The sequence below is a fragment of the Afipia sp. 1NLS2 genome (assembly GCF_000178995.1).
GTDB lineage: Bacteria > Pseudomonadota > Alphaproteobacteria > Rhizobiales > Xanthobacteraceae > Afipia.
In genome coordinates, this window is the sequence record NZ_ADVZ01000002.1 from 113,272 (window position 1) to 126,665 (window position 13,394).

Sequence of the window (13,394 nt, forward strand, 5' to 3'; positions counted from 1 at the left end):
AGCCATTCCTAACGCGATGTTAACGACGTGCGGGGTAAGGCTAAGGGAAGTGTCGCCTGTCCCGGCGGCTGGCAGCCTTTATGCATCCATGGGTCCCAAGTCACTCGAACGCCTGAAAGAATTTCTCGCGCAGCTTCCGCCGAAGTCGCAGGCGCTGCTGATGCGGGAGTTCGAGCGCGCCATCGAGCGTGGTGGCGACGACGCGATCGTGGCCAACATCGTTCTCGCCGAGTTGCGCAAGATCGTGCGCGCCCCCGACGAAAACACCACGCCCCGCACCGATGATCCCGCGCGTTTGCTATTCACACCGGTCGAACCGTTTTTGATCGAGGGCACGGGGGCGGTCAGGCCCGGACAGATCAGGCGCACTTCACTGGCGCCGGTCTGGATGTGGCTGTCGCGCGAAGGCGCTCCGACGGAGACTCAGACATACGAAGCAGTGCTGAAAAATCCGCAGGCAACCGCGACCGAGATCGATCGTGCGGTGCGTCAGATGCAGCTTGCGTCCGCGCAGGCGATCGAGGCGGCGGCCAGCGGTACGGACCGCCGTGGTTTTGGCCGCATCGGCACGCCTTCCGCAGTGGAAGATATTCCCGCGATCGGCGCCGTCCTCAAAATTCGCGAGTCGCTCGAGATTTTCGGCGCGCGCCTGCCGGGGCAGATACGCGCTTTGAACGAAGCACAAGTCGCTTCCGTCACCACGGCGATGAATCTGCCTTCACTGCAGACCCCGCAGGCTCTGCCTTTCGCCTTGTCGGTCGTGATGCAGCGGCTGATGTCGCCCTGGCAGGTGATCCGCCTGAGCATTTCTGTGGCGGCCTCCGACGACGAGGTTCGCGTGGCGGGCACGCCCTACGGGGTCGCTGTCACCATGGCAATCCACGATCTGTCGCGTCTTGTGGGAGAACTGCGCAACGACGTCCGTCGCGGAAAGTTCGACGACACCGCCAATATTCTGAAAGTCCTTCATGACGGCCTGCGTGGGTTGCGCACCGAACTGGACATTCGTTCGGATTCGGCTTGGGGCAAGCAGCTCTCATCGATGCGGGCTGAAATCTCCAATGCACTGGACTCGGAAATCGGCTCCGTGCCCGGCCGCGTTCGTCGTCTGCTGCGCCAGCGGCCCGATAAGGACATCACGGCGAACAGTCGCATCGACGAGATGGAAGTCGACGAAACCGCGGCGTTCATCGACTTCGTCGCCACTTGCCGCAACTACGCGAGCGAACTCGCCATCAACGAGGTGACGCGGCGCACCTATAGCGATCTGCAGCAATACATCGAGAAGGCCACCGAATCGCTGGTCGAAACGCTTCGGGCGAGCGACACCAGAACCCGGCCGTTCCGCTACGCCCAGGCGCAGGCGGCGATCCGCTTCTGCGAGGTGATCTTTGGGCCCGATTATGCCTCATTGATGAAAAAGGCGGTCGAAGTCGCCAAATCCGAGCGGAAAACTTCCCGCAAAACCTGATTTTTTTGTTCCAGCTCAATTGAAATAGCCGTTTGCAAAGGTTGACTTCGCGTGGTGTAACCCCGCCGCGCCCTGAAGTTTTGCCGGGCGCTGGCCAGTCCTGTTCGGAAACCGGAATGTCACTTTGGTTCATGCTCGCGTTGATGACGGCTGTGGCGGTCTTCGCGGTGCTGTGGCCGCTCGGGCGGCAAGTCAAACGAGGGCCGGCCGCCAGCGAAACCGTCGTCTATCAGGACCAACTGGCCGAAGTGACGCGCGACGCTGATTCCGGTTTGATCGGCCCGGTGGAAGCGGAAGCCGCGCGGATCGAGATCAGCCGCCGCCTGCTGGCCGCAGCCACAAGCGAGGAGGGCGGTACGCTTGCCGTCAGCAAGAGTTGGCGCCGCGCGGTGTCGATCGTCGCGCTGGCTGGATTGCCTTTGCTTGCCGCCGGTCTTTACCTCCAGATCGGCTCGCCCTGGCTGCCGGATTTTCCATTTGCCGCGCGCCAGCAGATGAAGCCGCAGGACGCCTCGATCGAGCGTCTGATTGCACGGGTGCAAGAGATACTTGAGAAGAATCCCAAGGACGGACGCGGCTGGAGCGTGCTGGCGCCGGTGCTGCTCAAGCTCGGTCGCGTCGACGAGGCTGTTCCGGCCTTCCGCAACGCGCTTGCCTATAACGCGGAGACGGCAGGCCGCCACGCCGATCTCGGGGAAGCCCTTACGGTAGCTGCGAACGGCGTGGTGACGGCGGAGGCCAAGGCCGAATTTGACCGTGCTCTGGTGCTCGACCCGAACGAGAGCAAGGCTCGCTATTTCACCGGTGTTGCGCTGGAACAAGACGGCCAGCCGGCCAAGGCGGCCGATATCTGGCGCGGAATGCTGGAAAAGGCACCGGCCGATGCGCCGTGGCGGTCACTGGTTCAGGAGGCCTTGGCGCGGGTGTCTGGCAACCGCCCTCCGGCGCTATCCGCAGACCAGATGTCGATGGCCAAGGGGATGGATGCTGCGGGCCGCAGCGCCATGATCGAAAGCATGGTCGAGCGGCTGGCGGACCGTCTCAAAACGAACAAGGATGACGTCGAAGGATGGCTGCGGCTGGTACGGGCCTATATGGTTCTCGGCGAAAAGGACAAGGCCAACGCCGCGCGTGACGATGCAAGGCAGGCCGTGAGTGGGAATTCTGAACATTTGCGCCAGCTCAATGATGGCCTCAAGGGACTTGGAATAGACGGATAGACATGATGCCGGAAACCGTGAATGGGTCATCGGGCCGCGTCATGCGCGAAAGGCTACAATGACGCGCAAACAACGGCGGCTGACGATGATTGCGGGCGCGCTGGCGGTGTTGGCGGTGGCCGCGGCGCTGGTGCTGAACGCCATGCGTAGTTCCATCATGTTCTTCACCACACCCGGCAAGATCGCCGAACAACATATTGCACCCGGTACCAAATTCCGGCTCGGCGGTCTTGTCGAGAAGGGCTCGCTGGTGCGCGGCGATCAGTTGAAGGTCAATTTCGAGGTGACCGACGGCAGCGCCAAGGTGCCGGTGGCTTTTCAGGGCATCCTGCCGGACCTGTTCCGCGAGGGTCAGGGTGTGATCTCGGAAGGCTCGCTCGATTCGAGCGGCGTCTTCCATGCCGACACCGTGCTTGCCAAGCATGACGAGACCTACATGCCCAAGGCCGTGGCCGACGAGTTAAAGAAGGAAGGCCACTGGAAGGATGATTACGGCAACGCCTCGAAGAGCAATTATGGCAAGACCTCAGCCGCCGATGCGCCGGGGGGCGTGAGATGATCGCCGAGGGCGGGCACTACGCGCTGGTGCTGGCGCTCGGGCTGGCGTTGATCCAGTCGTTCGTGCCGCTGATCGGCGCGCGGGTGAAAGATCCCGCGCTGATGAACGTGTCGCGCTCCACGGCGATCGCACAATTCGCTTTCGTGCTGCTGTCCTTCGGGGCGCTGATCTTGTTGCACGTCCTGTCAGATTTCTCCGTCGTCAACGTCTATGAGAACTCACATTCGCTGAAGCCGCTGATCTACAAGATCACCGGCGTCTGGGGAAACCATGAAGGCTCGATGCTTTTGTGGGTGTTCATCCTGTCGCTGTTCGGCGCGCTTGTCGCGATCTTCGGCGTCAATCTGCCGCTGTCGCTGCGCGCGCATGTGCTGGCGGTGCAGGCGTGGATCGCGACCGCGTTCTATCTGTTCATCCTACTGACCTCCAATCCGTTCCTGCGCATCGCGAACCCGCCGCTTGAAGGCCGCGACCTCAACCCGATCCTGCAGGATCCGGGCCTCGCCGTGCATCCGCCGATGCTCTATCTTGGCTATGTCGGCTTTTCGATCTCGTTCTCGTTCGCCATCGCAGCGCTGATCGAGGGCCGCATTGATGCGGCGTGGGCGCGCTGGGTGCGGCCATGGACGCTAATGGCGTGGATATTCCTCACGCTCGGCATCGCGATGGGCTCGTACTGGGCCTATTACGAACTCGGCTGGGGTGGCTGGTGGTTCTGGGACCCGGTCGAGAATGCCTCGCTGATGCCTTGGCTCGCCGGCACGGCGCTCCTTCACTCGGCGGTGGTGATGGAGAAGCGCGAGGCGCTGAAGATCTGGACCGTGTTGCTGGCGATCCTCACCTTCTCGCTGTCGCTGCTTGGCACGTTCCTCGTGCGTTCGGGCGTGCTCACCTCGGTTCATGCGTTCGCGACCGATCCCCGCCGCGGCGTCTTCATCCTGATGATCCTGTGTGTGTTCATCGGCGGCAGCCTGTCGTTCTATGCGTGGCGCGCGGCCTCATTGAAGCAGGGCGGTCTGTTCGCACCGATTTCGCGCGAGGGCGCGCTGGTGCTCAACAACCTGCTGCTGACTACGGCTTGCGCCACCGTTTTCGTAGGCACGCTTTATCCGCTGGCGCTGGAAGTCGTGACCGGCGAGAAGATTTCTGTCGGCGCGCCGTTCTTCAACCTCACCTTTGCACCGCTGTTCCTGCCGCTCTTGCTGGCGGTGCCGTTCGGCCCGTTGCTCGCATGGAAGCGTGGCGATCTCGTCGGCGCCGCGCAGCGCCTGATGATGGCGGGTATCGTCGCTCTGGTGACGATTGCCATTGTCTGGGCATGGCAGCGGGGCGGCAGCGCGTTTGCGCCGCTCGCGATCGGGCTTGCGGTGTTCGTCATTCTCGGCTCGGCGGTCGATATCGCCGAGCGCGTGAAGCTGTTCCGCGCACCTTTTGAGACCTCATGGTCCCGCGCCAAGGGATTGCCGCGCTCGGCTTGGGGCACGGCGTTTGCTCATGCGGGGCTTGGCATCGCGCTGATCGGCATTGTCTGTGAATCGACGTGGAACATCGAACACATCGCCACGATGCGGCTGAACGATACCGCGCAGCTTGGCAGCTACAGCGCGACCTTCGACGGCATGACCTCGCGGCAGGGCCCGAACTATCGCGAGGACATCGCGACCTTCACCATCCGGCAGGACGGCGCCTTGGTTGGCACAATGACGCCGTCGAAGCGCAGCTTCACGACGCGCGGCATGTCCACCACGGAGGCAGCGCTGATGACGCGCGGCGTGAGCCAGCTCTACATCTCGCTCGGCGCGGTGGAGCCCAATGGTTCGATCACTGCGCGCATTTACTACAAGCCGATGGTGCTTCTGATCTGGTTCGGCCCGGTGCTGATGGCGTTCGGTGGCATGCTGTCGCTGTCGGACCGCCGCCTGCGGGTCGGCGCGCCGAAGCCCGCGCGCCCGAAGCTCAGTGGCCTTGCGCAACCGGCGGAGTAGGGCGATGCGGCGTCTCGCGGCGATTGTTGCGCTTGTGCTGATGGCGGGTCTGCCGTCGGTTCTCCATGCGGTTCAGCCCGATGAAGTCATGCACGATCCGGCCAAGGAGGCGCGGGCGCGGGCCCTGTCGCGCGAACTGCGCTGCATGGTCTGCCAGAACCAGTCGATCGACGATTCGGAAGCGCCGCTGGCGCGCGACTTGCGCTTGCTGGTGCGCGAACGGATCGCTGCCGGCGATAGCGACAGGCAGGTGCTGGATTTTCTTGTTGCGCGTTACGGCGAATTCGTCCTGTTGAAGCCGCCGCTCAAGGAACACACGCTGATCCTGTGGTTGCTCACGCCCGTCGTTCTGATCGGCGGCGGGGCGGGGTTGTGGTTGTACAACCGCAAGCGCTGGGCCTCGCGGCGCGAGGATGTCACCGCACTGACGCCCGAGGAGGAGGCGCGGCTGGAAAAGCTGATCGCCGATCAAGACTCCATGGAAAAGTCCGCTTGAGCGATTAGAGTGAGCGCAACGCTTCTCGTTCGTCCCGGAGACCACATGGTTGGCGACCGTATCGCTTCATCCGAAGATCTGGCCGATGCCTATCCGAACCCGGTTTCTCCGGCTTCGTTGTTCAAGGAGATCGATCATGTGGATGAGAACTATGCAGCCCTGATCTCGGCTTCGCCGTTTGTCGTGCTCGCGACAGTCGGCCCCGAGGGGTTGGATTGCTCCCCGCGTGGGGACGCGCCCGGTTTTGTCACGGTTCGGGATTCCAAAACTCTGCTGTTGCCGGATCGCAGAGGCAACAATCGGCTCGATTCTTTCAGAAACATTTTGTCCGATAACCGCATTGGAATGCTTTTCCTGATTCCAGGTTACGGGCAGACCTTGCGTGTGAATGGGAACGCCGAACTATCTTGCGATCCGGACCTGCGGGCGCAATTCGAGGTCGCTGGCAAGCAGCCTGCGAGTGTCATGATCATTCATGTGGAGAAGGTCTTCTTTCAGTGCTCCCGTGCGGTCCTGCGCGCTGAACTTTGGAATCCGGAGCGGCGAACTGGCAAACTCGACCTGCCGTCGGCCGGCACGATCCTGCGCGATATTACGGCACGCAACGGGGAGATCGCGACGTTTGACGGCCACGCTTACGACGCTGCGTTGCCGGGGCGGGATCAAGGCGACGTTGTACTGAAGGCGATATTTCCACGATGCCTGCGGCATCAGCCCGCAGGCGGTATCCCCTTAATTACCAAAACTTAATTCCCCCGACAGAGCGCCGTAAGGGCGCATCCCCCATCTTTCACTCCGAAGACGCAGCCCGCGTCACGAATTTCGATTCACCGGAGTGACCCCCATGACCAACCCCGCCGACCTCCCGAAAATCCCGCCCCAGAAAAAACCGCGCGGTCTTCTCGCCATGCGCAAATTCGCCTTGATGGCGTCCGTCGTCGTCGGTCTCGGCGCCGCCGCTTATGGCCTCAGCACGCCGTATGCGACGGACATGTTCGTCGGCACCGCGCATGCGCAGGTCAACAAGGACGTGCGGCAGGTTCAGCAGCCGGTCGGCTTTGCCGACATTGTCGAGCGCGTGAAGCCGTCGGTGATTTCGGTGCGCGTCCGGATCGAGGAGAAGCAAACGGCGGACAACAATGACGACCTGCCGTTCCCGCCCGGCTCGCCGATGGAGCGGTTCTTCCGCCGTTTCGGTGGCCCTGATGGCTTCCCGGGTGGCCCCGGCGGCCGCCGTGGTCGTGGCAATCTCGTGACCGGGCAGGGCTCGGGCTTCTTCATTTCGGCTGACGGTTATGCCGTCACCAACAACCATGTTGTCGATGGCGCCGACAAGGTCGAAGTTACGACCGATGACGGCAAGACCTACAAGGCCAAGGTGATCGGCACCGACAAGCGCACCGACCTCGCGCTGATTAAGGTCGAGGGCGGCAGCAACTTCCCGTTCGCGAAACTGTCCGATGGCGAGCCGCGCATCGGTGACTGGGTGCTGGCGGTCGGCAATCCGTTCGGCCTCGGCGGCACCGTGACCGCGGGCATCGTGTCCGCGCGCGGCCGTGACATCGGCAACGGCCCGTATGACGACTTCATCCAGATCGACGCGCCCGTGAACAAGGGCAATTCGGGCGGCCCGGCCTTCAACACCGAAGGCGAAGTGATCGGCGTCAACACCGCGATCTATTCGCCGTCCGGCGGCAGCGTCGGCATCGCGTTCTCGATCCCGTCTGCGACGGTGAAGAACGTGGTTGCCCAGCTCAAGGATAAGGGCAGCGTCAGCCGCGGCTGGATCGGCGTGCAAATCCAGCCCGTCACGCCGGAGATCGCCGACAGTCTCGGACTAAAGAAGGCCGAGGGTGCGCTGGTGGCGGAGCCGCAGACCAATGGTCCCGCCGCCAAGGCAGGCATTGAATCGGGTGACGTCATCAACAAGGTGAACGACCAGCCGGTGAAGGATGCCCGCGAACTCGCTCGCACCATCGGTGGCATGGCGCCCGGCGCGTCGATCAAGCTCGGCGTGCTCCACAAGGGCTCTGAAAAGACGCTGACGTTGACGCTCGGCGAACTGCCGAACGCCAAGTCGATCAAGACCGGCTTCAACGATAACGACAACGGTCTCGGCCGGAACGGCAACGGTTCGGATGTGCCCAACCTCGGCCTCACCGTGGCCCCGGCGAGGTCCGTCGCGGGCGCTGGCAAGGAAGGAGTGGTGGTCACCAACGTCAATCCGGACGGCGCGTCCGCCGAACGCGGCTTGAAGGAGGGCGATGTGATTCTCGAGGTTGCCGGCAAGTCGGTCGCTACGGCGGACGATATCCGCAACGAATTGAATACTGCCCGCGCCGACAAGAAGAACAGTGTCCTGATCCGTGTCCGGAGCGGCGATTCATCACGTTTCGTCGCATTGCCGGTCGGCAAGGGCTAACTACATGTGAAGTTCCTTTCGATGGAATACGCCCCCCTCCGTCGGAAGGGTAATGGGTGGGCGGTGAGGTTTCCCCAGCTTCGCCGCCCATCTTCTTTTCAGTTCCCAATGCCTTGAAAGAAAACGGTCGTCGCGCCATGGTGATAGCCAATAATCCCGAACCGACTCCATCGCAGATGCGCCTGCTTATTATTGAAGACGATCGCGAATCTGCGGAATACCTTGCGAAAGCCTTTCGCGAGGTCGGACATGTCGCGGAATTGGCTGGCGATGGCGAGGAAGGGTTGGCTCTGGCCCAGTCCGGCGATTACGACGTGCTGGTGGTCGACCGCATGTTGCCCAAGCGGGACGGCCTGTCGGTGATCGGCACGCTGCGCGAGAAGGGCGACACCACGCCCGCGCTGATCCTGTCCGCGCTCGGCCAGGTCGATGACCGCATCAAGGGCCTGCGCGCCGGTGGCGACGATTATCTGCCGAAGCCCTATTCATTCGCTGAACTGCTGGCGCGGGTCGAGGTGCTGTCCCGCCGCCGTGGTGGACCTTCGGAGGAAACGAGCTATCGCGTCGGCGACCTCGAACTCGACCGGTTATCGCATCAGGTCAGGCGCGGCACGACCGAGATCACGCTCCAGCCGCGCGAATTCCGCCTGCTCGAATATTTGATGAAGCATGCGGGGCAGGTGGTGACGCGCACCATGCTGCTGGAGAACGTATGGGACTATCACTTCGATCCGCAGACCAACGTCATCGACGTGCATATCTCGCGGCTGCGCTCGAAGATCGACAAGGGGCAGGAGCGTCCGCTGCTGCACACCATTCGCGGCGCCGGATACATGATACGTGACGGCCTTCGGTAAACTGATCCGCACCACGGCGTTTCGCCTGACGCTGGTGTATCTTTTTCTGTTCGCGCTGTTCGCGGCTTCGCTGCTCGGCTACTTCGCCTGGAACACGCGGCGGATGATTACCGAGCAGATCACCGAGACCGTCAACGGCGAACTGAGCGAACTCGATCAGCAATATTCCCGCGAGGGTATTCGCGGGTTGGTGTTTGCGATCGAGAACCGGGCGATGCGGCCCGGGGCCAATCTCTATCTGCTGACGACGCCGCAAGGGCAGGCGGTCGCGGGCAATATCGGCTCGCTCCAGCCCGGCGTGATGAGCCGTACTGGCTGGGCGAACACCGTCTATCACCGCCTCGACGAAAACGATTCCAAAAATCATTTTGCTCTGGTGCGTGTCACACAACTGTCCGGTGGATTTCGCCTTTTGATTGGGCGCGATCTGGAGGAGCGGCAGCGGCTGTTCGGTATCGTTGCCAAGGCGGCGCAATGGTCGGTGGCGATCGTGCTGCTGCTCGGGCTTTGCGGCGGCATCTTCGTTGCGCGCAGGGTGCTCCACCGCATCGATGCGATGACGGGGACGACGCAGCGAATCATGGGCGGCGACCTGAGCGAGCGGCTACCAGTCGGGCGCAGCGGCGACGAACTCGATCGTCTTGCGGAAAATCTCAATGCGATGCTGGAGCGGATCGAGGCGCTGATGGCGGGGCTCAAGGAAGTCTCCGACAACATCGCCCACGATCTCAAAACGCCGCTGACGCGGCTGCGCAACCGCGCCGAGGAGGCGCTGGCCGACGCCGGCAACGAGGCGGAATACCGCGCCGCGCTGGAGCGCACCATCGAGGAATCCGACGGGCTGATCCGCACCTTCAATGCGTTGTTGATGATCGCGCGGGCGGAATCGGGGCAGGCGCGTGACAACATGGTCGATTTCGATACCGCCACTGTCGCCCGCGATATCCAGGAATTGTACGAGCCGCTGGCAGAAGACAGCGGCCTCGCGCTTCAGGTTCAAACCGAGCCCGCGTTCATTCATGGCAACCGCGAACTCGTCAGCCAGGCGCTCGCCAATCTCGTCGAGAACGCCATCAAATACGGTAAGCCGACCGAACTTTCGCCAGATGTGAAGCCGTCGGTGCTGATCGAGGCGCGCCGCGACGCCGAAGGCGTCAAGCTCAGTGTCACCGATCACGGCGCCGGTATTCCCGAGGCGGACCGCCAGCGGGCGATGGAGCGATTCGTTCGTCTCGAAGCCAGCCGGACCCTGCCGGGTTCGGGATTGGGCTTAAGTCTAGCTTCGGCGGTCGCCGTGCTGCATGGAGGTGGGCTGCGGCTGGATGATGCGAAGCCTGGCGTGCGCGCGACCCTTGCCATGCCGGGGCGAGACGTGGAACAAGCGGGGGTATGACGTCAGCGAGTGCAGGCGCCGCGGATTCCCGACCGCTGGCCGCCCGTTTTGTAACAAATCCAACACCCTTTGCGCCCGATCAGGCGCAGCAACGCGTCGCGGGCTGGCTCGCGGACCTGCCGGGAGAGGATGCCGGGGTATGGCGGGCTGTCATCGACGGGCATTCCCATGCCAATGCGATTCTTCACGGTATCGCTGAATTCTCCCCCTATCTGTTCGACCTGATCCGGCTTGATCCCGCGCGCGGCCTGCGGGTGTTCACCTGTCGGCCGGAAGACCATATGACGGCGCTGATCGCGCAGGCCCGGAACGAAGCGGCAGCTGCCGCCGACGAAGCGTCGGTGATGCAGGTCCTGCGGCGGCTGAAGGCCGAGGCGGCGCTGTTGATCGCGCTGTGCGATATCGGCGGCGTCTGGCCGGTCGGGCAGGTAACATCAGCACTGACCGATGTTGCCGTCACGTCCGTGCAGTGCGCGGTGCGTTTCCTGCTGTCGCAGGAAGTGGAGCGCGGCCGCCTACTCACCAAAGATCCCCAGCACCCGGAGGAGGGCAGCGGCCTGATCGTTCTCGCGATGGGCAAGATGGGCGCGGGCGAACTGAACTTCTCCAGCGACATCGACCTGATCGTGTTCTACGACCCCGACAAGGGCCAGTTGTCGGAAAGTGTCGAGGCTTCGCCGTTCTTCGCGCGTCTGGCGCAGGGCATCGCGCGCCTGCTGCAACAGCGCACCGGCGACGGTTACGTCTTCCGCGTCGATCTGCGGCTGCGTCCCGATCCCGCCTCGACTCCCGCCGCGGTGTCGGTGGAGGCCGCACTTCACTACTACGAGCGCGAGGGTCGCACCTGGGAACGCGCGGCGATGATCAAGGCGCGGCCATGCGCGGGCGATCTTGCGTCCGGCGATGCGCTGCTCTCGGAAATTTCTCCGTTCGTCTGGCGCAAGCATCTCGACTTCGCCGCACTGACCGATGTCCACGACATGAAGCGGCAGATGCAGAGCTTCCGTGGCCAGAGCGAGATTTCGGTCGAGGGCCATAACGTCAAGGTCGGTCGCGGCGGCATTCGCGAGATCGAGTTCTTCGCGCAGACCCAGCAATTGATCGCGGGGGGGCGCCATCCCGAATTGCGGGTGAGGCCGACGTTAATGGCACTCGACATTCTCGCCGCCAACAACTGGATCGCGCAGGGCGTGCGCGAGGAACTGGCGAGCGCCTACGAATTCCTGCGCCGCGTCGAGCATCGCATCCAGATGGTCGCCGACGAGCAGACCCACACATTGCCCGCCGACAGGGAGGGCATCGAGCGCTTTGCGCGGTTCTTCGGCTATGCCGACCGTGCGTCTTTCGCCGCCGACCTGCTGCGCCACCTCAATTGCGTGCAGGGCCACTATGAGCGTCTGTTCGAAGGAGACCCGACCGAACCGGAGAAGGCGCCCGATGTCGATTACGGCGCGGGGCCGGACGACGCGCGGTTGCTTGATCAGTTGCGCCGCCTCGGCTTCAAGACGCCGCGCACAGTGGCGGAAACCGTGCAGCACTGGATGGCGGGCGAGTATCGCGCGCTGAAGGTGGAGAGCACGCGCGAGGCGTTCCGCGAATTCGTGCCGAACCTGTTGCGCGGCCTCTCGCGTGCCGAGTATCCGGATGCCGCCGTCAACGAATTCGACCGCTTCCTGCAGGCGCTGACCCGTGGCGGCCGGCTGATCTCGCTGCTCGCGCAGAACAAGGACGTGGTCGCGCTTGTGGCGCTGATCCTTGGCGCGGCACCTCGCCTCGGCGACATGCTGGCGCGTCATCCGCAGATCATGGACGGATTGATCGATCCGCGCTTCTTCGGTGCGATGCCGGATCGCGACGAACTGTCGGCGCGCCTCACCGCGACACTGGCGGATGCGGATTCCTACGAGGAGTTTCTCGATCGCCTCAGGATGTTCGGGCAGGAGAGCCTGTTCCTGACCGGCACGCGTATCCTGTCCGGCACGGTGTCGGCGCAGCAGGCGAGCACGGCGTTCGGCGATGTCGCGGAAGGAATCGTGCATACCGTGCACGATCTCACCGCGCGCCAGTTCGCCGAACAGCACGGTCTTATCAAGGGCCAGCAGACAGCGATCCTCGCGATGGGCAAGCTCGGTGGCCGGGAGATGACCGCGTCATCGGACCTCGATTTGATCCTGATCTACGATTTCGACCACGATCATCCGGATTCAGATGGGTCACGCTCGCTCCACGGCGCGCAGTATTTCGCCCGCTACACCCAGCGCCTCATCAGCGCGTTCACGACGCGCACCAATTACGGCGTGCTCTATGACATCGATATGCGGCTGCGCCCTTCGGGGCGTGCTGGGCCGGTCGCGACGCGGCTCGATGCCTTCGCCGATTATCAGGACAACGAGGCATGGACCTGGGAGCACATGGCGCTGACCCGCGCCCGGGTGATCTCCGGGCCGCCGGATTTCCAGAAACAGATCGAGGAATTGATCGCGCGCGTGCTGATGCGCCCGCGCGACATCCACATCATCGCCAACGACGTGCTGGAAATGCGCAAGGCGGTGGCCGACGAAAAGGGCGAGAACGATATCTGGGACCTGAAATATGCCGCGGGCGGCATCGTCGATATCGAATTCCTGGCGCAGTACCTGCAGCTTATTCATGCCGCTGAAAAGCCCGGCATTCTCAACGTCAACACCATGCAGGTCTACGACAACGCGGTGAAGCTCGGCGTGCTGGCCTCGTCGGACGCGGAAATCCTGCGGCCTGCCGCGCGGCTCTATCAGAATCTGACGCAGGTGCTGCGGTTGTGCGTGTCAGAGAAATTCAAACCAGATACGGCTGGGGAAGATCTTTTGCGCGTGATGACTCGGGCTGCCGACGCGCCCGATTTTTCCGCGGTCGAGGCTCGCCTTCGGGAGACGCAAGCCGAGGTGCGCGAGATTTTCCTGAAGCTGATGCAGGCGCGGCCTTGATCGTTTCGGTTACGGCGCACGGCAGGTT

Annotated in this window: 10 protein-coding genes; all 10 read left to right on the top strand. The window is 63.2% G+C overall.

Translation table 11 applies throughout. The features are described from left to right. Nucleotides 1–88: 88 nt before the first annotated feature. The 10 genes from AFIDRAFT_RS09315 to AFIDRAFT_RS09360 all read left to right on the top strand — a co-directional run bounded on the left by AFIDRAFT_RS09315 (nt 89) and on the right by AFIDRAFT_RS09360 (nt 13,366). Nucleotides 89–1,471 carry a hypothetical protein gene (locus AFIDRAFT_RS09315; RefSeq protein ID WP_009339058.1) on the top strand — a complete coding sequence of 461 codons (1,383 nt, stop codon included), beginning with the start codon at nt 89–91 and terminating at the stop codon, nt 1,469–1,471. A gap of 116 nt (nt 1,472–1,587) precedes the next feature. Beyond that, nucleotides 1,588–2,691, top strand: coding sequence for a c-type cytochrome biogenesis protein CcmI (gene ccmI, locus AFIDRAFT_RS09320; protein ID WP_009339059.1), 1,104 nt, complete (start codon nt 1,588–1,590; stop codon nt 2,689–2,691). Between the two features lie 58 nt (nt 2,692–2,749). Beyond that, nucleotides 2,750–3,250, top strand: coding sequence for a cytochrome c maturation protein CcmE (ccmE, locus tag AFIDRAFT_RS09325; RefSeq protein ID WP_009339060.1), 501 nt, complete (start codon nt 2,750–2,752; stop codon nt 3,248–3,250). Further along, a complete protein-coding gene (locus tag AFIDRAFT_RS09330; RefSeq protein WP_009339061.1) occupies nt 3,247–5,235 on the top strand; it encodes a heme lyase CcmF/NrfE family subunit in 1,989 nt (662 codons plus the stop codon). Before ccmE ends, AFIDRAFT_RS09330 begins: the two co-directional genes overlap by 4 nt. A 4-nt stretch (nt 5,236–5,239) precedes the next feature. After that, nucleotides 5,240–5,731, top strand: a complete 492-nt coding sequence (locus tag AFIDRAFT_RS09335) for a cytochrome c-type biogenesis protein (RefSeq protein WP_009339062.1) — start codon at nt 5,240–5,242, stop codon at nt 5,729–5,731. A gap of 45 nt (nt 5,732–5,776) precedes the next feature. Further along, nucleotides 5,777–6,481 (top strand): MSMEG_1061 family FMN-dependent PPOX-type flavoprotein, encoded by a 705-nt coding sequence (locus tag AFIDRAFT_RS09340; RefSeq protein WP_009339063.1) that lies wholly within the window; start codon nt 5,777–5,779, stop codon nt 6,479–6,481. A 94-nt stretch (nt 6,482–6,575) separates the two neighbouring features. Continuing rightward, nucleotides 6,576–8,153 carry a Do family serine endopeptidase gene (locus AFIDRAFT_RS09345; RefSeq protein WP_009339065.1) on the top strand — a complete coding sequence of 526 codons (1,578 nt, stop codon included), beginning with the start codon at nt 6,576–6,578 and terminating at the stop codon, nt 8,151–8,153. A gap of 137 nt (nt 8,154–8,290) precedes the next feature. Further along, nucleotides 8,291–9,010: a response regulator transcription factor gene (locus AFIDRAFT_RS09350; RefSeq protein WP_009339067.1), complete on the top strand. Its 720-nt coding sequence runs from the start codon at nt 8,291–8,293 to the stop codon at nt 9,008–9,010. Continuing rightward, the gene (locus AFIDRAFT_RS09355) at nt 8,994–10,403 is read left to right on the top strand and encodes a sensor histidine kinase (RefSeq protein ID WP_009339069.1); all 1,410 of its coding nucleotides are present in this window, start codon (nt 8,994–8,996) and stop codon (nt 10,401–10,403) included. Before AFIDRAFT_RS09350 ends, AFIDRAFT_RS09355 begins: the two co-directional genes overlap by 17 nt. Next, a complete protein-coding gene (locus AFIDRAFT_RS09360) occupies nt 10,400–13,366 on the top strand; it encodes a bifunctional [glutamine synthetase] adenylyltransferase/[glutamine synthetase]-adenylyl-L-tyrosine phosphorylase (RefSeq protein WP_009339071.1) in 2,967 nt (988 codons plus the stop codon). Before AFIDRAFT_RS09355 ends, AFIDRAFT_RS09360 begins: the two co-directional genes overlap by 4 nt. Nucleotides 13,367–13,394 lie beyond the last annotated feature (28 nt).

Bases quoted from the DNA above. Each gene is read 5' to 3' on its own strand.
- AFIDRAFT_RS09315 (WP_009339058.1), top strand. From the start codon at position 89: ATGGGTCCCAAGTCACTCGAACGCCTGAAAGAATTTCTCGCGCAGCTT.
- ccmI (WP_009339059.1), top strand. From the start codon at position 1,588: ATGTCACTTTGGTTCATGCTCGCGTTGATGACGGCTGTGGCGGTCTTC.
- ccmE (WP_009339060.1), top strand. From the start codon at position 2,750: ATGACGCGCAAACAACGGCGGCTGACGATGATTGCGGGCGCGCTGGCG.
- AFIDRAFT_RS09330 (WP_009339061.1), top strand. From the start codon at position 3,247: ATGATCGCCGAGGGCGGGCACTACGCGCTGGTGCTGGCGCTCGGGCTG.
- AFIDRAFT_RS09335 (WP_009339062.1), top strand. From the start codon at position 5,240: ATGCGGCGTCTCGCGGCGATTGTTGCGCTTGTGCTGATGGCGGGTCTG.
- AFIDRAFT_RS09340 (WP_009339063.1), top strand. From the start codon at position 5,777: ATGGTTGGCGACCGTATCGCTTCATCCGAAGATCTGGCCGATGCCTAT.
- AFIDRAFT_RS09345 (WP_009339065.1), top strand. From the start codon at position 6,576: ATGACCAACCCCGCCGACCTCCCGAAAATCCCGCCCCAGAAAAAACCG.
- AFIDRAFT_RS09350 (WP_009339067.1), top strand. From the start codon at position 8,291: ATGGTGATAGCCAATAATCCCGAACCGACTCCATCGCAGATGCGCCTG.
- AFIDRAFT_RS09360 (WP_009339071.1), top strand. From the start codon at position 10,400: ATGACGTCAGCGAGTGCAGGCGCCGCGGATTCCCGACCGCTGGCCGCC.